General features: G+C 73.0%; 24 protein-coding genes. 21 read left to right on the top strand and 3 right to left on the bottom strand.

The features are described 5' to 3' along the window. Nucleotides 1-12: 12 nt before the first annotated feature. On the bottom strand, nucleotides 13-567 hold the full coding sequence (locus tag ACZ3ZD_RS10175) for a GNAT family N-acetyltransferase (RefSeq protein ID WP_467395304.1): 555 nt from the start codon (nucleotides 565-567) through the stop codon (nucleotides 13-15). A 132-nt stretch (nucleotides 568-699) separates the two neighbouring features. Here ACZ3ZD_RS10175 and ACZ3ZD_RS10170 point away from each other — a divergent pair, with 132 nt between their 5' ends. The 20 genes from ACZ3ZD_RS10170 (at nucleotide 700) to ACZ3ZD_RS10075 (ending at nucleotide 20,291) form a co-directional block, all read left to right on the top strand. Further along, nucleotides 700-1,026 carry a PadR family transcriptional regulator gene (locus ACZ3ZD_RS10170; RefSeq protein WP_467395303.1) on the top strand — a complete coding sequence of 109 codons (327 nt, stop codon included), beginning with the start codon at nucleotides 700-702 and terminating at the stop codon, nucleotides 1,024-1,026. Then, a complete protein-coding gene (locus ACZ3ZD_RS10165; protein WP_467395302.1) occupies nucleotides 1,023-1,379 on the top strand; it encodes a DUF1048 domain-containing protein in 357 nt (118 codons plus the stop codon). Before ACZ3ZD_RS10170 ends, ACZ3ZD_RS10165 begins: the two co-directional genes overlap by 4 nt. Before the next feature lies 1 nt (nucleotide 1,380). After that, nucleotides 1,381-1,707: a DUF1048 domain-containing protein gene (locus tag ACZ3ZD_RS10160; protein ID WP_467395301.1), complete on the top strand. Its 327-nt coding sequence runs from the start codon at nucleotides 1,381-1,383 to the stop codon at nucleotides 1,705-1,707. Nucleotides 1,708-2,076: 369 nt separating this feature from the next. Beyond that, the gene (locus ACZ3ZD_RS10155) at nucleotides 2,077-3,228 is read left to right on the top strand and encodes a glutathione-independent formaldehyde dehydrogenase (protein ID WP_467395300.1); all 1,152 of its coding nucleotides are present in this window, start codon (nucleotides 2,077-2,079) and stop codon (nucleotides 3,226-3,228) included. An 891-nt stretch (nucleotides 3,229-4,119) separates the two neighbouring features. Then, on the top strand, nucleotides 4,120-4,926 hold the full coding sequence (locus tag ACZ3ZD_RS10150; RefSeq protein WP_467395299.1) for a thioesterase domain-containing protein: 807 nt from the start codon (nucleotides 4,120-4,122) through the stop codon (nucleotides 4,924-4,926). 37 nt (nucleotides 4,927-4,963) lie between these two features. Beyond that, nucleotides 4,964-6,430 (top strand): acyl carrier protein, encoded by a 1,467-nt coding sequence (locus tag ACZ3ZD_RS10145; protein ID WP_467395298.1) that lies wholly within the window; start codon nucleotides 4,964-4,966, stop codon nucleotides 6,428-6,430. Further along, complete coding sequence (locus ACZ3ZD_RS10140; protein ID WP_467395297.1) at nucleotides 6,427-7,953, top strand: class I adenylate-forming enzyme family protein; 1,527 nt, start codon at nucleotides 6,427-6,429, stop codon at nucleotides 7,951-7,953. The genes ACZ3ZD_RS10145 and ACZ3ZD_RS10140 overlap by 4 nt, the downstream gene beginning before the upstream one ends. Beyond that, nucleotides 7,943-9,205, top strand: a complete 1,263-nt coding sequence (locus ACZ3ZD_RS10135; RefSeq protein WP_467395296.1) for a type III PLP-dependent enzyme domain-containing protein — start codon at nucleotides 7,943-7,945, stop codon at nucleotides 9,203-9,205. Before ACZ3ZD_RS10140 ends, ACZ3ZD_RS10135 begins: the two co-directional genes overlap by 11 nt. Nucleotides 9,206-9,215: 10 nt before the next feature. Then, the gene (locus tag ACZ3ZD_RS10130) at nucleotides 9,216-9,491 is read left to right on the top strand and encodes an acyl carrier protein (protein WP_467395295.1); all 276 of its coding nucleotides are present in this window, start codon (nucleotides 9,216-9,218) and stop codon (nucleotides 9,489-9,491) included. Further along, the gene (locus ACZ3ZD_RS10125) at nucleotides 9,488-10,735 is read left to right on the top strand and encodes an acyl-CoA dehydrogenase family protein (RefSeq protein WP_467395294.1); all 1,248 of its coding nucleotides are present in this window, start codon (nucleotides 9,488-9,490) and stop codon (nucleotides 10,733-10,735) included. The genes ACZ3ZD_RS10130 and ACZ3ZD_RS10125 overlap by 4 nt, the downstream gene beginning before the upstream one ends. Further along, entirely contained in the window at nucleotides 10,728-11,903 is a 1,176-nt protein-coding gene (locus ACZ3ZD_RS10120) for an acyl-CoA dehydrogenase family protein (RefSeq protein WP_467395293.1), read from the top strand. Before ACZ3ZD_RS10125 ends, ACZ3ZD_RS10120 begins: the two co-directional genes overlap by 8 nt. After that, the gene (locus ACZ3ZD_RS10115; RefSeq protein ID WP_467395292.1) at nucleotides 11,900-12,661 is read left to right on the top strand and encodes a 4'-phosphopantetheinyl transferase family protein; all 762 of its coding nucleotides are present in this window, start codon (nucleotides 11,900-11,902) and stop codon (nucleotides 12,659-12,661) included. The genes ACZ3ZD_RS10120 and ACZ3ZD_RS10115 overlap by 4 nt, the downstream gene beginning before the upstream one ends. Further along, nucleotides 12,658-14,205, top strand: coding sequence for an amino acid adenylation domain-containing protein (locus ACZ3ZD_RS10110; protein ID WP_467395291.1), 1,548 nt, complete (start codon nucleotides 12,658-12,660; stop codon nucleotides 14,203-14,205). The genes ACZ3ZD_RS10115 and ACZ3ZD_RS10110 overlap by 4 nt, the downstream gene beginning before the upstream one ends. Continuing rightward, a complete protein-coding gene (locus tag ACZ3ZD_RS10105) occupies nucleotides 14,202-14,741 on the top strand; it encodes a flavin reductase family protein (RefSeq protein WP_467395290.1) in 540 nt (179 codons plus the stop codon). The genes ACZ3ZD_RS10110 and ACZ3ZD_RS10105 overlap by 4 nt, the downstream gene beginning before the upstream one ends. Then, entirely contained in the window at nucleotides 14,738-16,156 is a 1,419-nt protein-coding gene (locus tag ACZ3ZD_RS10100; protein ID WP_467395289.1) for an MFS transporter, read from the top strand. The genes ACZ3ZD_RS10105 and ACZ3ZD_RS10100 overlap by 4 nt, the downstream gene beginning before the upstream one ends. Then, nucleotides 16,153-17,346, top strand: coding sequence for a glycosyltransferase (locus tag ACZ3ZD_RS10095; RefSeq protein ID WP_467395288.1), 1,194 nt, complete (start codon nucleotides 16,153-16,155; stop codon nucleotides 17,344-17,346). Before ACZ3ZD_RS10100 ends, ACZ3ZD_RS10095 begins: the two co-directional genes overlap by 4 nt. A gap of 132 nt (nucleotides 17,347-17,478) precedes the next feature. Beyond that, the gene (locus tag ACZ3ZD_RS10090) at nucleotides 17,479-18,204 is read left to right on the top strand and encodes an HAD family hydrolase (protein WP_467395287.1); all 726 of its coding nucleotides are present in this window, start codon (nucleotides 17,479-17,481) and stop codon (nucleotides 18,202-18,204) included. A gap of 251 nt (nucleotides 18,205-18,455) precedes the next feature. Beyond that, complete coding sequence (locus ACZ3ZD_RS10085) at nucleotides 18,456-18,758, top strand: hypothetical protein (RefSeq protein WP_467395286.1); 303 nt, start codon at nucleotides 18,456-18,458, stop codon at nucleotides 18,756-18,758. Between the two features lie 74 nt (nucleotides 18,759-18,832). Further along, entirely contained in the window at nucleotides 18,833-19,648 is an 816-nt protein-coding gene (locus ACZ3ZD_RS10080; protein WP_467395336.1) for a class I SAM-dependent methyltransferase, read from the top strand. Between the two features lie 115 nt (nucleotides 19,649-19,763). Beyond that, nucleotides 19,764-20,291 (top strand): DinB family protein, encoded by a 528-nt coding sequence (locus tag ACZ3ZD_RS10075; protein ID WP_467395285.1) that lies wholly within the window; start codon nucleotides 19,764-19,766, stop codon nucleotides 20,289-20,291. A 14-nt stretch (nucleotides 20,292-20,305) separates the two neighbouring features. Here the strand turns inward: ACZ3ZD_RS10075 and ACZ3ZD_RS10070 are convergent, their stop codons facing one another. Further along, complete coding sequence (locus ACZ3ZD_RS10070) at nucleotides 20,306-21,319, bottom strand: NADP-dependent oxidoreductase (protein WP_467395284.1); 1,014 nt, start codon at nucleotides 21,317-21,319, stop codon at nucleotides 20,306-20,308. A gap of 100 nt (nucleotides 21,320-21,419) precedes the next feature. Between ACZ3ZD_RS10070 and ACZ3ZD_RS10065 the strand changes: the two genes are divergently transcribed. After that, on the top strand, nucleotides 21,420-22,313 hold the full coding sequence (locus ACZ3ZD_RS10065) for a LysR family transcriptional regulator (RefSeq protein ID WP_467395283.1): 894 nt from the start codon (nucleotides 21,420-21,422) through the stop codon (nucleotides 22,311-22,313). Between the two features lie 23 nt (nucleotides 22,314-22,336). Here the strand turns inward: ACZ3ZD_RS10065 and ACZ3ZD_RS10060 are convergent, their stop codons facing one another. Further along, nucleotides 22,337-23,512, bottom strand: a complete 1,176-nt coding sequence (locus ACZ3ZD_RS10060; protein WP_467395282.1) for an MFS transporter — start codon at nucleotides 23,510-23,512, stop codon at nucleotides 22,337-22,339. Nucleotides 23,513-23,576: the final 64 nt, after the last annotated feature.

The following is a 23,576-nucleotide window of genomic DNA, read 5'->3' as shown; positions in this document are numbered from 1 at the left end:
CGCGGTACGCCGTCACATGGGGAGCGAGAACAGCCGTACCGGTCCCGAGGGCCAGCGGGCCTCGTCGTGCAGGGGCGTCACCATGGTCCGCAGGGGCATGGGCACCAGACGGGCTCCGGGCTGTTCCACGAGTACGTCGTTGTCGAGCGGGTGCCACCCCAGGTGCTGGTAGAGCGGCATGAGGGGAGGCCGGCAGAACAGCAGTGCGTGCTGTGGACCCATCGTTCGGGCGTGCTCCAGTGCGCCGGCGACGACGAGGCGCGCCAGTCCGCGACCTTGCATGCCGGGGGCTACGGCCACCCCGCCGACCCCCACCACCTCGGTCTCGGTGTCGCCGATCGCGACAGGCAGTCGCAGCAGGCCGGCGTGTGCCACGAGTCGGCCGTCCTGCCTGATACCGAAGTGCTCCTCCTTCGGCAGCCACGTCAGGCCGGTCCAGGCGACGCCGAAAGGATCATCGCCGTGACCAAGGATCTCTTCCTGGTCGGCCTTCGTGTACCGGGCCAGCCGCACCACGCCCGGTGCCGCCGAAGGGCAGTTCTCCGCAGAGGAATCGTTCTCCGTCATCACCGCATGATGATCCAGCTTGTCCGGTGATGCTGTCGAGCCGGGGGACGGGGCACCGGCCGCTACTCGGTGGTACCGTATAGCGGTAGCCGGTATCACTGAGTACCGAGACGTCGGGGGAGGAGGTATGCGATGGACGACCTGACGGAGATGCTGAAGGGCACGCTAGAGGGCTGCGTGCTGGAGATCATCGGCCGCGAGGAGACCTACGGGTACGCCATCACGCGTCGACTGAACGAGCTCGGCTTCGCCGATGTCGTCGAGGGGACGGTCTACACCATCTTGCTGCGGCTGGAGCGGAACAAGCTCGTCCAGGTGACGAAGCGGCCATCCGGGATGGGGCCGCCACGCAAGTTCTACGCGCTCAACGACGCCGGCCGTGAAGAGCTCGCAAGATTCTGGGCGAAATGGGAGTACCTCTCTTCACGCATCGACATCCTCAAGGAAGGCGGGAGATGAACTTCTGGGACACCATCACGGGTAAAGACCTCACCAGGGAATGGAGAGGGTTCGAGGCCCGGGCCGAGGCACTGCCGGCCGACCACCGGGCGGTGTGGGAACAGATCAGGGCCCACCTGTTCCCTTACTCGGAATTCTCGGGCCGCAACCTGATGCCGATTTTCGACAGCGCCCTGGCGCTGCTCGAGGAAACGGCGGCGGACGGCCAAAGCGTTCACGAGGCGCTGGGTGACGACGTCGCGGGCTTCTGCGCGGCGCTGGCCGGTGGAGAAGGGGCTCGGAGCTATCGCGACCGGTGGCGCGAGCAGTTGAACCGGAACGTTGCGAGGAAACTGGGCCGGCTAGGGGGCTGACGTGAGTATCCGAGACATCATCGAGGGCAAGAAGCAGTGGCGGGCACACATGGCGCGGGTCAAGGCGCTCCCGCCGGACTACCAGATCGTCTACGGCGAGATCCAGAAGTACTTCTTCAAGATCGGCCCGGTCGACCTGTCCGACGGGACTCTGCTCTCAGGGATGGTCGACTTCTTCGAAGAGGGCAGCGCGACCGGAAAGGGGGTCCTCGAACTCATCGGCACTGATGTCGCTGCTTTCGCCGACGACCTGGTCAAGGACTCCCGCACCTACGCCGAGGTCTATCAGGAGTCCGTCAACGGCACATCCGGCACGGCCGAGAAGTAAGGCGACATCGGGGAGGACCAGCCGTCCGCAAACGTCGGGCCGATCACCCCACCAGCCCCATCAGCCCCCTCCGTCACGCAGGCCACGACGGCCACCGCCGATGAGCACGGTGATCCCCGGTGCGGCGGGGCGCCCGATCCGGGCGCCCCGGCGGCTTCGGACGGCCGGGCAGCCACCCGCCGCGGGCCCGCCGAATACGCGCGCTCCAGGCGGGTTGCAGTCCGTGACCTGGGGGCGTTTGCTGGAAGTACCGGCGGTGAAACGAGTGCGCAGGCCACGTCACGGTCCCCAGGACCACACCTCCGGACCCACGGCAGCGGGCCCGCCCTCGCCGACCGTCTCTCGGCACTCGATGCGGAGGTGACACAGGTGAAAGCCGTTGTCTACGAAAGGCCTTTCAGCGTCACGGTAAAGGACGTCGACGACCCGCAGATCCAGCATCCCAACGACGTACTCGTCCGGGTCACATCCAGCGCGATCTGCGGATCCGACCTGCACATGTACGAAGGACGCACCGCAGCCGAGGGCGGCATCGTCTTCGGCCACGAGAACCTCGGCATAGTCGAGGAGGTCGGCAGCGGCGTGACCTCCCTGTCCGAAGGCGACCGCGTCGTCATGCCCTTCAACGTCGCCTGCGGATTCTGCAAGAACTGCCTCGCCGGCAAGACGGGCTTCTGCCTGACCGTGAACCCCGGCTTCGCCGGTGGCGCCTACGGATACGTCGCCATGGGCCCCTTCACGGGCGGCCAGGCCGAACACCTACGCGTTCCCTACGCCGACTTCAACTGCCTGAAGCTCCCGCCTGGCGAAGAGTTCGAAACCGACTTCGTCCTCCTCGCCGACATCTTCCCCACCGGCTACCACGGCTGCGAACTCGCCGAGGTCTCCCCCGGCGAAAGCGTCGCCGTCTTCGGTGCCGGCCCCGTCGGCCTCATGGCCGCCTACTCCGCACTCCTACGCGGCGCGTCCAAGGTGTTCTCGGTGGACCGAGTCCCCGAACGGCTCGCCAAAGCGGAGGAGATCGGAGCCATCCCCATCGACTTCACCCGAGGTGACCCCGCCCAGCAGATCAAGGAGCAGACCGGCGGCGAAGGAACCGACAAGGGCGTCGACGCCGTCGGCTACCAGGCCCAGGCGCACGACGCCAGCCACGAAGAACCCGCCGTCGTCCTCAACACCCTCGTTGACACCGTCCGTCCCACCGGCAAGCTGGGCATCCCCGGCCTCTACGTCCCCTCTGATCCCGGGGGCCCCGACGAACACGCGAAACACGGCCAACTCCTCGTCTCCATCGGCCGCATGTTCGAAAAGGGCCAGCAGATGGGCACCGGCCAGTGCAACGTCAAACGCTACAACCGTCAACTCCGCGACCTCATCATCGCCGGCCGCGCCAAGCCCAGCTTCGTCGTCTCCCACGAACTCCCCCTCGACCAGGCTCCGCAGGCCTACGAGAAGTTCGACAAACGCATCGAGGGCTACACCAAGGTCGTACTCCACCCCACCCACGCCCTCGCCGCATAGCGGGCCACACAACGGGGGCAGGGGCCGGGCCCGGGATCGCGACGAAGGAAACGGCTGACAACCCGGTCGTCCGTCCACGGCGGTCCGGACCGTAGTGCAGCTTGCGCTCCGCGGCGGCACGGAGTCTTCCCACCGTCCGCCCGGGATCGACGCGAGCTCGGTCCGGTTAGACGTCGGGGCGGCGTCCGGGTGGACGCCGGGGCGGCGATGGATCGGTTCCTGTTGCCTCCGGCTGGACCCGGACGCAGTCCGGGTGACCGCCCACTCCCACCAGCAGGAAGGCCGCCCCGCCGCGCCCGGAAGTACGCCGCGAACGCCGATGCAGTGGGTCTACCGATAAATGACGGGGGTTCCGCTTCGTGTGCCGCAGTCGGCTCCGGTCGCATGGGAGCGTCGCGCTACTTAAAGAAGGTTGGTTATTTAATTGACCATTGGGATAGATTCTCTTTACCCAATGCTTTGACTGGTCGGCGTCGGTGGAGAATGAGGTGGCCCGATCTGGACCCTGAGGTCGTGTGACGCACGCCACTTGGCTGGAGTGACTCAGGGTGAGAAGTGGTGCGGTTGAGCTGCTGCGATCGTTTCCCGAGGTGAGCGGGGTCGGGTGGGTGGAGCGTCCACACGCGGGGGCTCGACGGCTCGTTGGTGAAATCAGGCCAGTCTCCGACAGCCGGGCTTGACTTGCGTCGTGAGGGGAAATCGGGACCGTTGACCTGCACACGGGGTTGATTGACAGACGACAAGGATGGCCGTTGAAATGAACATCAACGGGCTCCGCTTGCCGGGTCCGGTTATTTCAACGGGGACAGGACAGGTTCATCCGTTTTCCTGTCACGAATGAAAAGTCCCCGCATTCCCTAGCCCTCAGCGACCGGCAACCGTCTGGAGTGAATGGTGACGGAGACAACGGGCCGACCCCTGCGCGCATCCACCCCTCTCCTGTCCGACTTCGGCCGTCGCCCCGGCCCCCTGAGAACCCTGCTTCTGCACCCGTCGGGCGGTGGGCTGGGCCAGTACATGGCCGTGATCTCCCACCTGAGCCGCCGCGGACCCGTGCACGGCATCAGAGCGGCCGGTCTCCAGCCGGGTGAGACGCCCGACGACAGCGTCGAGGCCATGCTCCAGCGGTACCTGCCCCTCCTGCACACGCTTCCCGGGCCGCCCGACCTGCTGCTGGGATGGTCCCTCGGCGGCGTGCTGGCCTGGGAGTTGGCCGTCGCGCTGGCCGCCACCGGGCGCCGTACCGCCGTGGTCATGGTGGACAGCTTCGCCGAGCCCTGGTCGGCCTGCCACACGGGCCGCTGGGAGCTGCTGGGCCGGATACTCTCCCAGTCCTCGTCACCGGAGCCCGGGGCCAGGGACCGGCTGGAACGGACGGCGACGGCACACCTGAAGGCGTCGGCCGCGTTCCACGCCTCCGGCCACTACGACGGTCCCGTGCTGCTGATGCCCTGCGCCGGCGGTGAGCGGGAGGACCAAGTGGCCGCCTGGGAACGCAGATCGCCCCGCCTGGTCACGCGCGACCTGCCGTGCGGCCACTTCGACGTGTTCCAGCCAGGACACCGCCGCGTGATGACACGACACCTCGACGCCTTCCTGAGCGAACTGCCCTGCGAGGACCGGCCGTTCGGCGAGAGCCGACTGGCCGGCGTCGGCGGGCGGCACGGACGGCCCCACCAGCCCGAGGAGTACCTGTGACACAGCAGCCCGACCGGACGCGTACCGGAGAGCGCGGATGACCGCCTCCACCGGGTACGCGTTCCCCGCCCACCTCTTCGACTGCCTCCAAGTGAACCTTGCCGAACGGGCCGACCACTGGTACGGCCCCGGTACCGCCCTGCGCCTCGGCGCGGTCCTCCGGTTTCGCCCGGCCACCGCGGCCTCGCCCACCGCGGTCCCGTCCGCCGACGCACCGGGGCTGCCCACTGTCGAACGCACCGCCGAGCAACAGCTCGACGACGCCCGGCGGTATCTCGGCCTCGCCGCCCGCAGCGTCGATCGCGGCTGCCCGTTCGGCGCCGTACATCCCGGCGTAGGCCGTTACGTCGTGGCCGACGCCTTCTTCCTGCCCTGGGTGCCCTACCACCGGCGGCAGCACATGGAGCACAGCTTCCTGCTGCTGCCCGACGAGCACGACGGCGCGGGCGGGGCCGTGTGTGCGCGGGACGGCTACCTCAACGACACCCCCTGGGGCAGCGCGCGCCCCGGCGAGTGGCGGCTCGACCGCGCCGCTCTCGCGGACCTGGACACGGTCGCACTGAGCGTCGACCTCGTCCCGGCCGAGCCCGCCCCGCTGCCACCGCCCGTGCCCGTGCTGGACCTGGCCGGCGAGGAGGAGACCGATGCCTACGTCACCGCCTACGAGCAGCACCCCGACCGGACCGCGGCACTGCGGCGGCTGACCCTGGAGACCTGGCTGCTCGCCCGAGGACGGGAACTGCACGCGGCCTTCCTGGAGCGGTACGCGGCCGGCGGGGTCACCGACCGGGTGCGGGACCACGTGGCCGCGTGGAGGACGCTGACCGAGCAGGTGTACCTGGCCTACCGCCGGGTCGAGCGGGGCCGTACGGAGCCCGTCGGGCCGCTGGGGCGGCTGCGGGAGCTGCTGCTCGCCGACCCCGCCGTGTTCGCCCGCCCGGACGGTGGGGTCGTACCGGCGGCGCGGCCGGACGGCACTCCGGCGGGCGCCGCGCGTGCGGTGCCCGGGGGCCCGGCCGGTGACCCGCGTGCCGTCATCGCCTCGGTGGCCGCGGAGACGCTGGGCGCCGATCCGGCGGCCCTGCTCGCCGGCGCGTCGCTGAGCGAGCTTCCCGAGTTCAACTCCTTCCGGATCGTGGAGCTGGTCGAGCGGCTTGAGGAACGGTTCGGCATCGAGTTCCGCGCCGACGACCTGGTCCCCGAGAACCTGCACCGCGTCGAGGACCTCCAGCGGGCCGTCCAACGGGCGACCCCGGCCTCCCCGCCTGCGGCGACCTCCTCGGCCCCGACCGCCTCCACCCCGGTCCCCGGCTCCCCCACCCCGGCTGCGCCGACCTTGGCCAACTCCCCGGCTCCAGGGGCCTCCCTGGCCCCGACTTCCCCGGCCCCGGCCAACTCCCCGGCTCCAGAGGCCTCCCCGACCCCGGCCACCGCGCCCCCAGAGGCCTCCCCCACCCCCACACCCCCCGCCCTGGCCACCGCACAAGCGGAGAGGACACGATGAGTCCCCAGTCACCGCCCCCCGCTCTGCTCCACGACCTCCTCGACCACGCGGCCGAACGCCGGCCGGACGACCCTGCGTTCACCGTCGCGGAACACACCCTCGGCTACGCGGAGCTGGCCCGTGCGAGCAGGCACGCGGCGCAGTGGCTCCGGTCGTCGGGCCTGGACCGAGGTGACCGTTTCCTGCTGGACGCCCGGCTGAGCCCCCTGCTGCCGGTGCTGGTGTTCGCCGCCTCACGGATCGGCGCGGTGTTCTCCCTGATCCACGAGCAGGTGCGCGGGGTGCAGCTGGAGCACATCCTGGACGACAGCGAGCCGGCCCTGTTCTTCACCGACGCGCCGCCGTCCCTGGACATCGCCGCGCGCAAGGGCGTACGCACCATCGGCAGCCCCGACGTGACCGCACTGCTGGACTCCGGGAACGGTGTGGATCCGGCGCCGGTCGCCGGCCCGCTGGCGGTCGACCCGGTCTGCATGATCTACACCTCCGGGACCACCTCGCTGCCGAAGGCCGTGGTCAGCACCCACCAGCAGATGGTGTTCGCGGCCCAGGCCATTCAGCGGGTGCTGCGCTACGACGGCGACGACGTCGTGTACAGCCCCCTGCCGCTGTCCTTCGACTACGGCCTGTACCAGATCCTCCTCAGCGTCCTGGGCGGATCGCACCTGCACCTGGCCACGCCGGGCGACGCCGGGCCCGCGCTGCTGACCCGGCTGACCGGCTGCGGCGCCACGATCCTCCCGGCCGTGCCCTCCCTGGCCGAGGGCCTGGCCGCGCTGCTGCGGCGCCGTCCGGGCAGCGCCCCGCAGACCCTGCGGATGCTCACCAACACCGGTGCGGCGATGCCCCAGCGGACGCTGGACGGCCTGAGGGCGGCCCTGCCGGGGCTTCGGGTGCACCTGATGTTCGGGCTGACCGAGTGCAAACGCGCCACCATCATGCCCGCCGACGGGGACCTGGAGCGGCCCGGCTCCAGCGGCAGGGCCCTGCCCGGGACCGAGGTCTTCGTGATCGACGAGGACGGCCGGCGCTGCCCTCCCGGCGAGACCGGCGAGATCGTCGTACGCGGCCCGCATGTGATGAGCGGCTACTGGCGTCGGCCGGAGGCGACCGCGCAGCGCTTCTTCCGCGTGGACGGACTGTTCCCGCAGCTGCGCACCGGTGACTACGGCTGGCTGGACGACGAGGGCTACCTGTACTTCACCGGCCGCCGGGACGACCTGTACAAGGCGAACGGCTTCCGGGTCAGCGCCGGCGAGGTGGAAGCGGCGGCGCGGCGGACGGCCGGGGTGGAGAGCGCGGCGGTACTGCCGCCGGCACAGGAGCGGCCCGCCACGCTCTTCGTCACCGGGGCCGTCCGGCCCGAGGACGTCCTGTCGGCGCTGCGCGAGGAGATCGAGGACTTCAAGATCCCCGCACGGTGTGTCGTCCTCGACGCGCTGCCACTGACCGGCAACGGCAAGGTCGACCGGGACGGCCTGGCCGCGGCCCTCCACGCGGAAGGGCACGCCCATGCCGGTTGAGACCACCGCCTCCGTGCCGACGACCCAGGTGCTCGCCGCGGCACCGACCCCGGCCTACGTCTACGACCTGGCGGCCGTCCGCCGCAACCACGCGCTGCTGCGGGCCGCGTTGCCGCGGGAGAGCGGCCTGTACTACTCGCTCAAGGCCAACCCGCACCCCCTGCTGCTGGCGGAGCTGCGCCGCTGCGGTGCCCGCGCCGAGGTCTGCTCCACCGGCGAACTGCGCGCGGCCGTGGAGGCGGGCTGGCCGGCGGACCAGATCCTCTACACGGGTCCCGGCAAGCGCGACGCGGAACTGGCCGAGGCGCTCGACCGGGGAGTCGGCCTCTTCTCGGTCGACACCCCGCACGCCCTGGACCAGTTGGACCGTCTCGCGGCTGAACGTGCGGTGTGTGCACGGGCGTTGCTGCGGGTCAACGACGACCAGCCCGTCCCCGGGCAGGGGCTGGCGATGACCGGGGTGCCGTCCCAGTTCGGCGCGGACACCTCCTGGATCCTCGCCGAGCCGGAGCGCTTCGGCCGGCGCGCCCACGCCGACGTGGTGGGACTGCACCTGTACATGGGGACCAACCTGACGCGCGCCGACGACCTGCTGGGGCAGTTCACCCGGTCGGTGCGCACGGCCCGCCGCCTCGCCGAGGCCCTGGCACCGCACGGCATGCGGCTCGAAGTCCTGGACCTGGGCGGCGGGTTCGGCGCCCCGTTCGCCTCGGCCGGTGACACCGTGGACCTGTCGGGACTGCGACCGCGGCTGACGGCCCTGCTGGACGCGGAGGTTCCCGGCCGGCGTACCGGCGCCACGGAGGTGGTGTTCGAGTCCGGCCGCTATCTCGTCGGCACCGCCGGGACCCTGGTGACCTCGGTGCTCGACGTCAAGCGCTCGCACGGCCGGGACGTCGTCGTCCTGGAGTCCGGCATCAACCACCTGGGCGGGATGTCGGGACTGCGCCGGCTGCCACCGCTGCAACCGCACCTCGTCGCCGACCCGGCCGCCGACCGCGGCGGTCCGCTCAGCGCGCTCGTCACCGGGCCGCTGTGCACCCCGCTGGACGTGTGGGCCCGCAGCGCCGAACTCCCCGGGCTCCGGCCCGGAGACCGTGTCGCCGTACCCAACACCGGGGCCTACGGCCTGTACGCCAGCCTCGTCGCCTTCCTCGGGCACCCGCTGCCGGCGGAGGTCGTGCACGACAGCGAACGGCCCCAGGAACCCCCGCACACCAGCCATTTGACCCTGACCCGCACCGCCGACTGAGGAGCACAGCATGGACCAGCGTTTCATCGACGTACTCACCCCCTACCTCAGGTTCCACAACGGCGAGCCGATCGGCCCCGACTCCGACCTGCGGGCCCTGGGCCTCGACTCCATGCAGGCCATCGAGGTGCTGTTCGCCATCGAGGACACCTTCGGGGTCGCCCTGCCGGACGACGCGATGAACGACACGACCTTCGCGACCGCCGGCAACCTCTGGAAGGAAGTGCAGGCCGCGCTGACCGCCCAGGACAACGGCTCCGGCGGGGTAGCGGTGAGCGCCGCATGACCACCTCGCTGCTCCCCGACGCGCACATCGGTACCGCGACCGGGGCCGCCACGGACCCGGACGGTGACACGGCCTCCGCGCGAGCCCGGCGCCGGGCTCGCTTCGCCGAGGCCGCCGCACAGGTCGCGGCCGTCGCCGCCGGACACGCGGCACGGACCGACACGGAGTCCGCCTTCCCGGCGGAGGCGCTGGACGAGCTGCGCCGCACCGGGCTGCTCGGGCTGATGGTGCCCGCCTCCCACGGCGGACTCGGCGGGGACATCGCCGACATGGTGCGGGTGAGTACGGACCTGGGGCGCGCCGACATGTCCGTCGCCATGGTCTTCGCCATGCACTGCCAGCAGGTGGCCGCGCTCGTACGGTACGCCCGCCCGGCCCTGCGCGACCGGCTGCTGCCGGAGATCGCCGCCGGCCGGCGCTACCTGGCGTCGGTGACCACCGAGGCGGCGACCGGCGGCCACCTGCTGAGCGCCCGGTCACCGCTGGCGGCCTCGGACGGCGAGCTCGTCGTCGACCGTTTCGCGCCGATCGTCACCGGCGGCGCGCACGCCGACGGTTTCCTGATCACCATGCTCGCCCCCGACGCGGCCTCCCCGGCCCAGGTCAGCCTCGTCTACGCCGACCGCGAGGAACTGGACGTGGCGGTGCAGGGCGACTGGCAGGCCATGGGGATGCGCGCCAGCCACAGCCTGCCGCTGCGGCTGACGGGCCGCGTGCCCGAAGACCGGATCGTCGGCGAGGCGGGCGGCTTCAGGACGGTCATGACCTCCACCTTCGCCCCCATGGCCCACCTCGGCTGGTCCGCGGCCTGGCTCGGCACCGCCGCCGGTGCCCTGTCACGGGTGCTGCACCTGCTGCGCTCCCCCGCCGGCCGGGCACGCACGGACCTGCGGTCGGAGCTGCTGCTCGGCCGGCTGTCCCAGGCCCGCTGCCGGCTGGACCAGGTGCACGCGCTGCTGACGCAGACCCGGATGACGGTCGAGCAGGCCGAGGATCTCAGCCGGCCCGCGGTGCAGTTGCAGCTGAACGCCCTGAAACTCACCGCCTCGCAGGAGTGCCGCCGGGCCGTGGACGACCTGATCGAGGCGGTCGGCATGCGCCACGGCTATCTGAGGGACTCGCCCACGCGACTCGAACAGGCCCTGCGGGACCTGCGCTCGGCGACCCTGAACTACCACAACGACCGGCTGCACCTGGCCGACGGCAAACTCGCCCTGCTGGACCCGGAGGTGACCTTTGCCTGAGCAGACGGCCCTGCGGCCGCCCGCCCGCCACCCCGAGCGACACGCTCCCGTGGACGACGGATTCGGTACGGCCCTGGCCCGCGCCCTCGACCGGGTACCCGAGGGCGGTGACGCCCGCTCGGTGTGGCGGGCCCTCGGGGACCACGGGGTGCTGCGCGGCCTGTACCGGGACGCGGACACGGGCGGCGAGGACGTGGACCCGGTCCGGCTCGGCGCGCTGCTGCACGCCGTGGACGCGCGGGGGGACAACGGTGTCACACTGACCGTGCTCGTCCAGGCGGCCAGCGCCCTGCCGTTGCTGGGCACCGGCACCACCGGCGCCTGCGCCGCGCTGCGGGAGCGGGTGCTGGACGGGCGGGCGACGGTGGCACTGGCCGCGTCCGACGCCGCGGCACCGGGCAGCGATCTCACCGCGCTCGGCACCGAAGTGCACTGGGACGAACGGACGTTGCGACTCGACGGGGGCAAGCGGTGGGTCTCCGGAGCGGGTTCGGCCGACCACCTCCTGGTCCTGGCCCGGCACCGGCCGGGACGGCACTTCACCAGCTTCACGTGGGTCCTCGTCCCGGCCGGCGCGTCCGGCGTGCGGATCGAGCCCGCCGACACCGGAGGGCTGCTGGCCTCCGCGGCTCTCGGCCACGTCCACCTGGACGACGTACGGCTCGACGTGGACCACCTGGTCGGCCGGCCGGGCCGGGCCATGGCCGCCTTCGCCCGGCACATGGCCACCGAACGGCTCGCCGGTGCCCAGTGGGCGGTGGCGCTGCTGCGCCGTACCCTGACCGCCACCCGCCGGCACCTGACGGCCCGCCCGGTGGAGGGGGGAACGCTGTGGGACAACGCCGCGGTACGGCAGGACTTCGCCGCCTGCCTGGTACGGACGCGGCAGTTGGACGCCCTGGTGGAGGCGACCGTACGGACGGGCGACGGCAGACCCGGCATGAACGCCGCCGCGCTGCTGAAGGCGGCCGTGGGTCTGACCGCCGACGATGTGCTGGGCCGCTGCGCCCAGTTGCAGGGCGCGGACGGGATGACCGCGGGCGGTGCGCACCACGTCCGGGCGGAGGCGGCGGTCCTCGGTCTGGGCGGCGGGGCCACGGAACTGATGCTGGCGCACGTCGCCGACGCCGCGGGCACCCTGCTCGACGACCCCCGGCCGGGCCCGTGACGGTACTCAGCCCCGCCCCGGACGTCTGGGTCCTGGTCGGCCCCCGGCAGCGCTGGACCGGGCTGCGGCCGGCGCCGGCGGACCGCTCGGCGGCGGACGGACTGCCGCCGGCACGGGCCGCGGAACGGCTGGCCGGCCGGGCGGCCCTGCGGGACCTGCTGCGTCTCGCGCGGCCGGAACTCGCCGACGCCCCCGTGGTCGCCGACCCGCGCGGCAAGCCCTGGCTGGCCGGCCACCCGGAGACGGGCATCAGCGTCTCCCACAGCGCCGGGACGGTCGCGGCGGCGCTCGCGCTGCGCGGGCCGGTGGGCGTGGACGTGCAGCACGCCCCGCTCACCGCGTCCCCCGGCATGGTGCGCCGCTGCCTGGGCCGGCACGCGCCCTCCCTCGACCGGCTGCGCCCCGCGCAGCGCGCCCGCGAGCTGGCCTGGGTGTGGAGCGCGCAGGAAGCCTGCGTGAAGGCCGCCGGGACCGGCCTGTCCGGCCGCCCCTGGACCATCGACGTGCCGGCCGGCCGCACCCGGGGCCGATGGCGCGCCTACCGGTGGGTCAGCTTCCGCGGGCAGTCGGACACGCCTCTCAGCTGCGCCTTCCTGGACCCGGTCGGCCGCGGTCGGGCGGTGTCCGCCGTGGCCGCCTGCGACCCGGCGGCACGACTGCCCGAACCGCGCGACCTTCAGGCGCGGGTATCCGCTGCGCGGGTACCCGCCGCCCCCGGCCCCTGGCCGGCCAACGTCCCCCACGTACGGAAAGGATGATCGTGCACGCAACGCTGTACGCCTGGTTCGAGGCGAGTGCGGACCGATATGGCGACCGCACCGCGCTGGAGGTGGGCACCGACCGGCTGACCTACCGGGAACTGCGGGACCTCGCCGGGCGGATCGCCGGCTCCCTGGTCGCCGAGCGGGGCACCGTGCCGCGCACCGCCGGGCTCGCCGCGACCCGGAGTGTCCGCTGCTTCGCCGCCTACCTCGCGCTCCAGCGGCTCGGGACGGCGGTCGTACCCCTCGCGCCCGCCGCGCCGCACGAGCGCAACGCCCGTATCGCCGCGGCCGCCGGCCTCGACGTCCTGCTCACCGACGACCCCACGGTCCGGGCCGGCGACGTCCCGTCCTTCCCGCTGGAGCGGGTGGGCCCCGCCGCCGGCGCGGCCGGGCCGCCCCGCGGCGACCCGCACCCGCAGGACACCGCCTACGTCCTGTTCACGTCCGGTTCGACGGGGGTCCCCAAGGGCGTCCCCATCACCCACCGCAACGTGTGCGCCTACCTCGCCCACGTACTGGAGCAGTACGACCCGCAGCCGGGCAGCCGGCTGTCGCAGACGTTCGACCTCACCTTCGACCTGTCGGTGTTCGACATGTTCGCCGCCTGGGCGGGCGGCGCCACCCTGGTCGTACCCACGCAGCAGGACCTGTTCGCGCCCGTCCGCTGGGCGGCCGACCGCCGGCTCACCCACTGGTTCTCGGTGCCGTCCCTGGTCTCCTACGCCAAGCGGATGCGCAGTCTGCGCCCAGGGGCCCTGCCCGACCTGCGCTGGAGCCTGTTCTGCGGGGAGCCGCTCACCCTCCAGCAGGCCGAGGCGTGGGCCACCGCCGCACCCGGCAGCACCCTGGCCAACCTGTACGGGCCCACCGAACTGACCATCAGCTGCGCGGCCTACGTCCAGCCCCGCGACCCGGCGGCCCGGCCGGCCACCGCCAACGGCACCGTGCCGATCGGTACCGTCCACCCCGCCCTGGAACACCTGGTGGTGGACGAGTCCGGCCGGCCCGCCACGACCGGCGAGCTGCTGGTACGGGGGCCCCAGCGCTTCCCCGGCTATCTCGACCCCGCCGACAACACCGGCCGCTTCGCCTCCTACGACGGTGACCGCGCCGTCCCCCTGCCCGCGGCGGAGCGCCCCGGTGAGGAGCACTGGTACCGCACGGGCGACCGGGTGACCCGGGCCGGGGGGAACCTCGTCCATCTCGGCCGGCTCGACCAGCAGGTCAAGGTGCGCGGTTACCGGGTGGAACTCGGCGAGGTGGAGGCCGCGTTGCGCGGGCGGCCCGGGGTGCAGGACGCGGTCGCGGTCACCGTGGAGGGACCGGGCGGCGACCTCGTGATCGAAGCGGTGTGCACGGGCACCGCGTCCCCGGACGACCTCCTGCGCGCCCTGCACGAGGAGCTGCCCGCCTACATGGTCCCGCGTGGCGTCAGGCTCTGGGACGAGCTGCCGCTGAACGCGAACGGCAAGATCGACCGACGGGCGGTCACCTCCCGCCTCACCGCACGGCCCCCTCAGGAGGCGAGCCGCATATGACCATCCGTACCACCGCGTCGGCCGCACCGGCTTCGGCACTCGGAACTCTCCCCTCACGCACCGCGCCCGTCGCGGCGGACGACTACCGGGACGCCATCTCGCTCCTGCCCACCGGCGTCTCGATCGTCACGGCCGTACGGTCGGGCGCTCCGGCCGGCTGCACGGCGAACGCCGTCATGTCGCTGTCGCTGGATCCTCCCAGCCTGCTCGTCTCCCTGACCACCGGCAGCCGTACCCTCGCCGCGGTCACGGAGGCCGGGACCTTCGCCGTCAACGTGCTGGCCTGGCCCGACCGGCACCTCGCCCGGCGGTTCGCCACCGCCGCACCGCACGACCGCTTCGACGGCGTCGGCTGGTCCCTCGCCCACGGGGCCCCCGTACTGACCCGGTCCACCCTCACGGCGGTGTGCCAGGTCGGCGAGGCGGTCCCCCTCCTGGACCACACGATCGTGGCCGGCACCGTGACCTGGCTGCGCACCGAGGACACCGAGCCCACCGTGCTGTACCGCCACCGGCAGCACGTCCTGCGCCCATGACCGACGCCGTCGACTCCGCACCGCGCACGGGCGGCCTTCCGGCGCTGCCCGTCTACCTCACGGCCGCCGCCCTGGCCCGCACGGCCGACGAGGGAGCCCGTGTCGCGCTGGTCATGCTGGCCGCACAGCGTGCCGACAGTCCGGCGCTGGGCGGCGCACTGGTGGCGGCGCTGATGGTCCCGCACGTCGCGGCGGCGCCGGTGGCCGGGGCCCTGGCCGACTCGGTGAGACGGCGCCGCCTCTTCCACGGCGGCGGGGTCGCCCTGTACGGCGTCGCGCTCGCAGCGCTGGCCGCCCTGGTGGGCAGGACCGGGGACCTCGTGGTCCTCGCGCTGGCCGCCGCCGCGGGATGCGTCGCTCCCCTCCTCACCGGTGGACTGACCAGCCTGCTCGGTGAGTTGCTGCCCAAGGACCGGCTCACCCGGGCGTTCAGCGCCGACGCCGTCTCCTACAACCTGGCCGGCATCTGCGGGCCCGCTGCCGCCGCCGCCCTGGGTACGGCGACGAGTGCCGCCCTCGCCCTGGTCGTGCTGGGCGCCGGGGCGACGGCGGGCGGCCTGCTGCTGTTCTCGCTGCGGCTGCGCCCCAGGTCCGGGGCGCGGGCGCGCGGGACCCGGCCCCGGCCCGCCGACCTGCTCGGCGGGGCGGCCGTACTCGTCCGCGACCGTCCGCTCCGGTCGGTCACCTGGGCCAGCAGCGTGGGGCAACTGGGCGTCGGGGCGCTGCCCGTGGTGAGCGTGCTGCTCGCCCGCCGGTACGACGCTCCGTGGGCGACGGGCGGTCTGATGACCGCGTTCGCGGTGGGCGCCCTGGCCGGCTCGCTGGGTTACGCCTACCGTCCCGTGGGTGCGGAACGGCCCGAGCGGGTGGTCCTGTGGGGCCTGCTCGGTACGGCTCTCCCCCTCGCGGCCGTGCCCTGGTCGGGCCATGTCCTGGTGGCCACGGCCCTGTTCGCGGCCGCCGGGTTCTGTACCGGCCCGCTGTTCAGTGCGCTGCTGGCCAGCCGTGAACGGTACGCGCCCCCGGCCGTCCGCACCCAGGTCTTCACCCTCGGTGCGGGACTCAAGAGCACCTTCGCCGCCGCGGGGGCGGCCCTGGCCGGCGCGCTCAGCGGCCTGGGGGCCGCTCCCCTGCTGCTGGGCACCGCCGCCTGTCAGGTCGCCGCCGCGGCGGTGGGCCGTGCCCTGCTGGCGGGCCACCGGGACGGGGAGGCCGGCTCGGCGTCCGCTTCGGCCCGGCCCGCTCGGTCCGGTCCCGCCGGCACCGCATCACCGGACGCCACCCCGTCGGACACCACCTCATCGGACACCTCTCCATCCGGCACCACCCCGTCGGACACCACCCCGTCGGGCACGCCCTCGGGCCCCTCGGGTCCTTCGGACCCTTCGGATTCGTTTGAGAAAGGCCACCCGTGAAGATCCTCTTCGAACCCCTCGGCGGTGCTCTCGGCATCGGAGCCATCACCCGGTGCCTCGCCATGGCCCAGGCCGCCGTCATGCGCGGCCATCAGGTCGCCTTCCTGGCTCCCGACGGCTATCCGCTGGTGGACGAGCTGGCGCTCGGTCCCCGGTTCCCGGCTCCGGCGCCCGTACGGCCCCCCGAGCTGGTGGGCACCGGGGAGGCCGACGGATTCACCGAGGCCGTCCTCATCCGGGGCATGGCCCAGCCGGACTACGCGGACCGGGCCATCGCCGCGGAACTGGACGCGTACCGCAGGTTCGCCCCCGACATCGTGGTCACCGAGATGCAGCCCACCGTGCCCATCGCCGCGCACCTGACCGGCATCCCGTTCGCCTGCACCATCTCCAGCCCCAACCTGTCCCTGTTCACCGCGCCCCCGCGCTCCCCCGGCCGGCTGGAGGAAGTGGAGGCGACCTACGCGGGCCTGTGCGAACGGTACGGTGTGCCGCCGGCGCCGTTGGAGGAACTGCTGCACCACCGGGCCGCCCTCAACATCGCGCCCACCGCGGAGATCCTGGAACCGGCGCTGGGCGCGGTTCCGCGCACCCGTTACGTCGGGCCCGTGTTGTTCCCCTCCCTGGAGCTGGCGCCGGCGCCCTCCTACCCGGCGGGTACGACGCGGATCCTGGTCTACCTCAGCTTCGGCGCGGTCAAGCTCGCCGAGTTCCTGCCGGTGGTCGGCAAGGCCTTCCCCGGGCCGGAGTTCAGTGTCGTCGTCGCCGCGCGCGAGCCGAGTGTCGCCGGGCGGGCGGTCCCGTTCCAGCAGGACAACATCGTCGTCGCGCCGACGCCCGGGATGACCCGCCTGCTGAGCGACACCGATCTGCTGATCACCAGGGGCGGCCAGAACGCGCTCATGGCCGCGTTGCTGGCGGGTGTTCCCGTCGTCGGTACGCCGGGCCGCAGTCCGGAACCCATCTACAACCTCGCGACGCTCCAGGCACACGGCGCGGCGCGGACGCTCCTCGACGAGCCCACCGCCGACGACCTGGCCCAGGCGGCACACGCCCTGCTCGACGGGAAGGCCGCCCGGCGCGCGGCCCGTCTCGGGGATCTCCTTCGCCGGCACGGCGGGGCGACGGAAGCGGTGCAGGCGCTGGAGGAGACGGTCCTCCGGCGCGCGTCCGCCGCCCCGGCCTCCTGAACCGCTCGGCTTCACCACGGAGCGAGCGGGAACAGGAGCACGTACATGAGCAGGCACCAGACCCAGCACGAAACCGAACGCGCACCTGGCTCCGGGCCCCTTCCCGGAGCCGGAGACGGCCCAGGGAGTCGCATGTCCGCCCACGGTGACGCCGGCACACCGGTCACGGCGAGAGCCGCCCTCTTCGACCTCGACGGCACACTGATCGATTCCGAACCCAGGAGCCGGGCGCTGTGGCGACGGCTCTTCGCCGGCCACGGCATCGAGTGCGGGGAGGACATGCTCGCCGGCTTCAGCGGGCGGCGCAGCGGGGAGGTCATCGAGGAGCACCTCGGACGGTTCGGCCGGCACACGACGGCGGACGAGGTGAGAGCGGAACTCACCGCGCTGAACGGCGCACCGGACCTGCCTCCCGTCCGGTTGGTCCCGGGCGCCGACCGGCTCCTGGAGCGTCTGCGCCGGCACGGAGTGGCGCTGGCCGTGGTCACGTCCGGTGGCCGTGCGTACGCGGACGACCACCTGGCGCGGTGCGGGATCGCCGGCCACTTCACCACGGTGGTGAGCGCGGAGGACGTCACCCACGGCAAACCGGACCCCGAGGGCTATCTGCTCGCCTGCCGGCGGCTGGGCGTCGTGCCCGGGGAAGCGGTGGTCTTCGAGGACTCCGCAGCGGGTCTGGAGGCGGGCCGACGGGCGGGTGCCCGGTGTTTCGCCGTGGGCCGGGCCGCGAGCACACCCGCCCTGCGCCGGCCGGCCGACCGGGCGGTCGTGGATCTGGCCTTGGCGCCGGTCGTGGGCCCTGCCGATGCCGCCTCGCACACGAACAGGGGCGGTGCCGGCACCGGTGCGGCCGGGTAGCCGCGGCGGTCCCGTCACCACAGCCTCGGTGGCGGCCGGCAATCGGGGCCCTACCCACGGTGAGCGGTCGTTATCAGCAGGTCAGGGGGTGTGCAGAACTCCGATGCCCGAAATTCTCGCCGCGGGTGTGTGGAGTGTGGGGAACGGGTAGGCGCCGGGTCTGGCCGCGACCGCCCCATCGCCGGAACACGCTCCCGCGTCGTCCCGCCGAGTCGGACAGGGCGACGCGGCCCGGCACGAAGGAGAAGATCATGCAGATGACTCGACGGATCGCGATCGTCGGCGCTTCCACGGTGCTCGCCGCAGGCGCCATGGCGATCGGCGGCGGTACCGCGACGGCGGCCACGGCCCAGACGCCCGAGCATCATCCGGCCGTCGTCGTACCGGCCGGCACTCAGCACTCCACCGGCCGCCACCATGCCGCCCGGCAGCCCACGGACCCGTGGATCGAGGACCAGCTGGCGACCTTCTACCCGTCGTCCAAGCAGCGGCTCGCCGCGTTCGACCCCTGGGTCAAGGACCAGATCGCGCTGTTCCAGAAGACCGGCCGATAGGTCACCCCGCCCGTCCCGGCAGGTCCTATGCTGGCGCGGTGACCGAGGAGCAGCAGCGGATACGGCCGTCGGGAGTGTGGGCCACGGCGGTGGGAGTGGCCAGGGTGCGGGCGCTGGAGACGCAGCGGGAGGACGCGCTGTTCCGCGATCCTCTGGCACAGGCCTTCGCCGCCGCCGGCGGACTGTGGCCCTCCTCAGCACAGCTGCCCGATGACGAGGCCGCGCGACGCCGCCGGCTGGCCGTGTCGTTCTCCATCGTCATCAGGACGAAGTTCCTCGACGACCTGTTGGCACGGGCGTCCGCGTCCGGTGTCCGGCAGGTCGTGCTGCTCGGCGCCGGCATGGACAGCCGGGCGTTCCGGATGGAGTGGCCCGAGGGCACCCGGCTGTTCGAGGTCGACACCGCCGCGCCCCTGGACTTCAAGGCCTCGGTACTGCGCCGGGAGCGGGCCGTCGCGCGCTGCGACCGGATCACCGTCCCGATGGATCTGCGTGAGGACTGGCCGGGCGCGCTGGCCGCCGCGGGGCACGACCCGGCGGCGCCGACCGTGTGGATCGCCGAGGGGCTGCTGATCTACCTGCCCGAGGACGCGGTGGAGCTGCTGCTGGCCCGGATCGGCGGGCGGTCGGCGGCGGGCAGCCGGATGGGGCTGACGTTGGGCTCGCGCGGTGTGATCGAGCGCTTCGGCGCGGACGCCGTGCCGGGATCGGCGGCGTCCCTGTGGGTCTCGGAGATGCCCGACGACCCGGTGGCCTGGCTGGCCGGACACGGCTGGGAGGCCACCTGTCACACCCTGCGCGAGCGCGCCGCCGCCTACGGCCGCCCGATCAGCACTGCGCCGCGGGGCGAGGAGGGGCCTGGCGGTCTGATCTCGGCGGTGCGCCGGTAGAGACGGTTCGCGTGGAGCGCGCGGCCGCCGAGCGGTGTCCGGCCGTGGTCGAGACACGTGTTCGTCCTCGGCGAAGACGGTCGTGCGCTACGGCCACGGCGGCCAGAGTGTGCTGGTGCATACGACACCTGACGGACGACCCATCCCTCCCCCGCACGCCGGCGAGCGTGCCATGCTGACCGCTTGGCTGGACTTCCACCGTGCGACGCTCGCCCTGAAGTGTGCGGGCCTGAACGATGACCAGTTGCGGCGTGCCGCAGCGTCACCCTCGTCCATGACCCTGCTCGGGCTCGTGCAGCACATGGCTGAAGTGGAACGCAACTGGTTCCAGCGCGTGTTCGCGGGTCAGGACGTGCCACCGGTCTTCGGGGCGGCCAACCTCGACGGCTTCGCCCTCCAGCCGGAGCGAGGACTCGACGAGGCGACGGCCGCGTGGCGGACCGAGGTCGCCCGGGGCCGTGAGCTGATCGCCGGGGCATCACTGGACGACTCCGGCCCCCTGCCCGAACAGGAAGCGGGTCACGCCGGCGCCCCGGACGTCTCCCTGCGCTGGATCATGGTGCACATGATCGAGGAGTACGCGCGGCACAACGGCCATGCCGACCTCATCCGCGAGCAGATCGACGGGACCACCGGCACGTAGACCTGCTCGCGCGGTCACGAACGCGCGAGGCTCCCCCGTACGATGATCTTGCCGGTGTTCCGGCCGCGCAGCATGGCCAGGAACGCGTCCACGATGTGCTCGAACCCGTCGACCACGGTCTCGTCCAGCGCGAGCCGGCCGCTCTGCAGATGCGGTACGGCGAACTCGTACAACTCCTCTTGAAGATCCCGGTAGTTGCTGACCAGGAAGCCCTCCATGCGGATGCTCTTCTCCACGATGTCCGCGTGGGGGAAGCGCGGCGGCGGTGCGTCGGGGGTGTTGTACTGGCTGATCGTGCCGACGCGGACGATGCGCCCGAACTCGCGCAACGCTCCCACCGCGGCGGCCAGTTGTTCGCCGCCGACGTTGTCCACGAACACGTCGACGCCGTCCGGTGCGACCTCGCCGAGCAGGGCGGCGGCGGGCCCGTCGTGGTAGTCGAAGACGGCGTCGTAGCCGACCTCCTGGGTGAGGTGGCCGGCCTTGGCCGCCGAGCCCGTGCTGCCCACGAGCCGTCCCGCGCCGAGCAGCCGGGCGAACCGTCCGGTCGCCGTCCCGACCCCGCCCGCCGCGGCGGACACGAACAGGTCCTCACCCTCCTGGAGCCGGGCGATCCTGGTCAGGCCCACATAGGCGGTCAGGCCGGTACCGCCGAGAACGCTCAGGTACGCGGTGAGCGGCACCCCGTCGAAGCGGGGCAGCCGCCGGACCTCCTCCGGCGTGACCACCGCGTGCGTGCGCCAGCCCTGGCGATGGAACACGATCTCGCCCTCGGCCAGCCGAGGCGTACGGGAGGCGATGACCCGCCCGATGGCGCGGCCCTCCAGCGGTGCGTGGAGCGCGAAGCCGCCGGGCACGTCGTCCATCATTTCGCGGTGGTAGGGGTCGACGGACCAGTACAGGTTCTCCACGAGCGCCTCGCCGGCGACGGGTTCGGGAAGCGCGGACTCGACGAAGGCGAAGTGCCCGGCGGTGGGAAAGCCGTGCGGGCGGCCGATCTGGTGCACGGTGAGCGCGGTGTCGTTCATGACCGGAACATAGGGCGGGAATGCGCCCGCCCGGCAGCCGGTTGGGCTCATGCGACATCCCGTTCCATGAGCAGTCCTCATACGTCGAGGTGAACGCCCTGTGGCCCGCACGAGCGACTCCGATCTCGCCCCGCACGAACTGCGCGTCCTGGTGGCGGTCGCGGACACCGGCGCCTTCTCGGCCGCGGGCGGTGCGCTCGGACTGACCCAGTCCGCGGTCTCCCACTCGGTCCGCGGCAGCGAGCGCAAGATCGGTGCCGTGCTCTTCGAACGCGGCCGCACCGGCGCGCGCCCCACCCCTGCCGGAGAGAAGGCCGTGGCGCACGCGCGCCGCGTCCTGCGCCTGTTGGACGTCCTGACCGCCGAGGCGCGGGGTGCGGCCCGCTCCGACGCGGCGCAGGGGCCGCTGCGCATCGCGGCCTTCCGCAGCGCGGCCCTCCACCTGCTGCCGCCCGTCCTCCAGCGGTTGCGCGCCCGGCATCCCGGGATCGAGCCGCGGGTGCGCATCGTGCGCGAGGTGGGGCGCGGCACCGCGGGTGAAGTGGCCGACGGCAGGGCCGACATAGCCCTCGCCACGCTGAGCGGCTGCGTGCCGCTTGCGCCGGGTCTGGTGACGAGCGGGCTCTTCGAGGAGCCGTACGCCCTGGTGCACGCGGCGGGACACGGTGCGCCGCGTTCGCTGCCGCTGGTCGACTGGGCCGAGAACTGCGGCTCGTACACCCGCGACTGGTGGGCCGCGCAGGACTGGATCCCGAAGGCGACCGTCGAGGCCGAGGACGACGGGGCGGTGCTCTCCTTGGTCAGCGGAGGGCACGGAATGGCCATCATGCCCGCGCTCTCCTTGGCCGGAGCGCCGGACTCGGTCCAGGTCACCGATCTCGGCCCCGGACGCCCGACGCGCCAGGTCGGGTACGTCACCACTTCGGAGCTGGCCGGTTCCGCCGTCGTGCGCGCCTTCGTGCGGGAACTGCGGGGTGCGGCCCCCGTGGTGTGATCGGCGGCGTGCCGTACCGCCCCTCAGCGACAGCGGGCCCGGCCCACCGCCGCGGCCGCCGTCAGGGGTACGGTCAGCAGGGCAGCCAGCCAGAACAGGGGCCGGTAGTCGTGGGCTTGGGCGGTGGAGGCCGCCAGTCCACTGGCGGTGGCGCTGCCGGCGTAGAGGGCAACGCCGAACATGGCCACGCCGGTTGCGCGGGCCGTCGGGGACAGGGCCGTCGCCCACGACTGGATCGTGGAGTGCATGAAGGACCAGCCGCCCCCGAGGAGCAGGGCGGCCACGGCGAGCGTGCCGGTGGACTGGCTGTACCCGGCGAGCAGGTACGCCACAGCCGTCTGCACGCCGCCGGCCACGATGAGGGCCGCCGGGGACCACTTCCCGACGAGCCGCTTGACCAGCTGGGCCGCCGCCATGGCACCGACCCCGTACAGGGCCGCGACCGCGCCGGCCAGGGTGGCGGGAACTCCCCGCGCCTCCAGGGCCGGGGCCAGGTAGGTCAGGACGCCGAGGAGCACCGCGCCCTCCAGCATCGCCACCGTCATCACGTACCACTGCCACCGCGAGGACAGCACCACGCGGAAGGGTGCCCACAGCGGTCCGGAAGGGGCCCGCCCGGGCTCGGGCAGGCGGCGCAGGGCCACCACCAGGTAGGCGGCGAGGACGCCCGGCAGTGCGAACACCAGCCGCCACGTGAGGTAGTGCGCCAGCACCCCGGCGACGACCGTGGACACGGCGGTGCCCAGCGCGAACGCGGTCATCAGCTCGCTGAGGGGGCGCTGCCGTACGGCGGCGGGCACCGTGTCACCGACGTAGGTCAAGGAGGCGGCGATGGAGGCGGCGAAGCAGGCGCCGGCCAGGACGCGGGCCCCGATCAGCGCGGGAGCGTCGGGAGCGAGGGCCGAGGCCAGGGCGGCGAGGGCCGCGCCGGTGAGCGACACCCGCATCACCCACACCCGGCCCACCCGGTCGCCGGCCACTCCCCACACCGGTTGCATCAGGCCGTAGGCGAGGTAGTAGCCGCTCGCGGCCAGCACCACGGTGGAGGGCGGGGCGCCGAGCCGGGGGCCGATGAGAACCAGCATGGGCGCGATGCAGAAGCGGTCGAAGTTGCTGACGAATCCGGCGGTGCGCAGCAGGCGCAAGGAGGACGCGGGCAGGGTCGGCACCGGTACCGGTGTCGACGCGGTGGTGGTCACCGGGGGGACACTCCCTTCCGAGGGGGTTCGACGGGAACGGGATGACAGGACGGGCCGATCCTGG

This window comes from Streptomyces sp. NPDC023481, assembly GCF_055560195.1.
The sequence above is the reverse complement of the archived record's forward strand: the minus strand, read 5'-3'. Positions and strand labels throughout refer to the sequence as shown.

Bases quoted from the DNA above. Each gene is read 5' to 3' on its own strand.
- ACZ3ZD_RS10175 (WP_467395304.1), bottom strand. From the start codon at position 567: ATGACGGAGAACGATTCCTCTGCGGAGAACTGCCCTTCGGCGGCACCG.
- ACZ3ZD_RS10170 (WP_467395303.1), top strand. From the start codon at position 700: ATGGACGACCTGACGGAGATGCTGAAGGGCACGCTAGAGGGCTGCGTG.
- ACZ3ZD_RS10165 (WP_467395302.1), top strand. From the start codon at position 1,023: ATGAACTTCTGGGACACCATCACGGGTAAAGACCTCACCAGGGAATGG.
- ACZ3ZD_RS10150 (WP_467395299.1), top strand. From the start codon at position 4,120: ATGGTGACGGAGACAACGGGCCGACCCCTGCGCGCATCCACCCCTCTC.
- ACZ3ZD_RS10145 (WP_467395298.1), top strand. From the start codon at position 4,964: ATGACCGCCTCCACCGGGTACGCGTTCCCCGCCCACCTCTTCGACTGC.
- ACZ3ZD_RS10140 (WP_467395297.1), top strand. From the start codon at position 6,427: ATGAGTCCCCAGTCACCGCCCCCCGCTCTGCTCCACGACCTCCTCGAC.
- ACZ3ZD_RS10135 (WP_467395296.1), top strand. From the start codon at position 7,943: ATGCCGGTTGAGACCACCGCCTCCGTGCCGACGACCCAGGTGCTCGCC.
- ACZ3ZD_RS10130 (WP_467395295.1), top strand. From the start codon at position 9,216: ATGGACCAGCGTTTCATCGACGTACTCACCCCCTACCTCAGGTTCCAC.
- ACZ3ZD_RS10125 (WP_467395294.1), top strand. From the start codon at position 9,488: ATGACCACCTCGCTGCTCCCCGACGCGCACATCGGTACCGCGACCGGG.
- ACZ3ZD_RS10110 (WP_467395291.1), top strand. From the start codon at position 12,658: ATGATCGTGCACGCAACGCTGTACGCCTGGTTCGAGGCGAGTGCGGAC.
- ACZ3ZD_RS10105 (WP_467395290.1), top strand. From the start codon at position 14,202: ATGACCATCCGTACCACCGCGTCGGCCGCACCGGCTTCGGCACTCGGA.
- ACZ3ZD_RS10100 (WP_467395289.1), top strand. From the start codon at position 14,738: ATGACCGACGCCGTCGACTCCGCACCGCGCACGGGCGGCCTTCCGGCG.
- ACZ3ZD_RS10090 (WP_467395287.1), top strand. From the start codon at position 17,479: ATGTCCGCCCACGGTGACGCCGGCACACCGGTCACGGCGAGAGCCGCC.
- ACZ3ZD_RS10085 (WP_467395286.1), top strand. From the start codon at position 18,456: ATGCAGATGACTCGACGGATCGCGATCGTCGGCGCTTCCACGGTGCTC.
- ACZ3ZD_RS10070 (WP_467395284.1), bottom strand. From the start codon at position 21,319: ATGAACGACACCGCGCTCACCGTGCACCAGATCGGCCGCCCGCACGGC.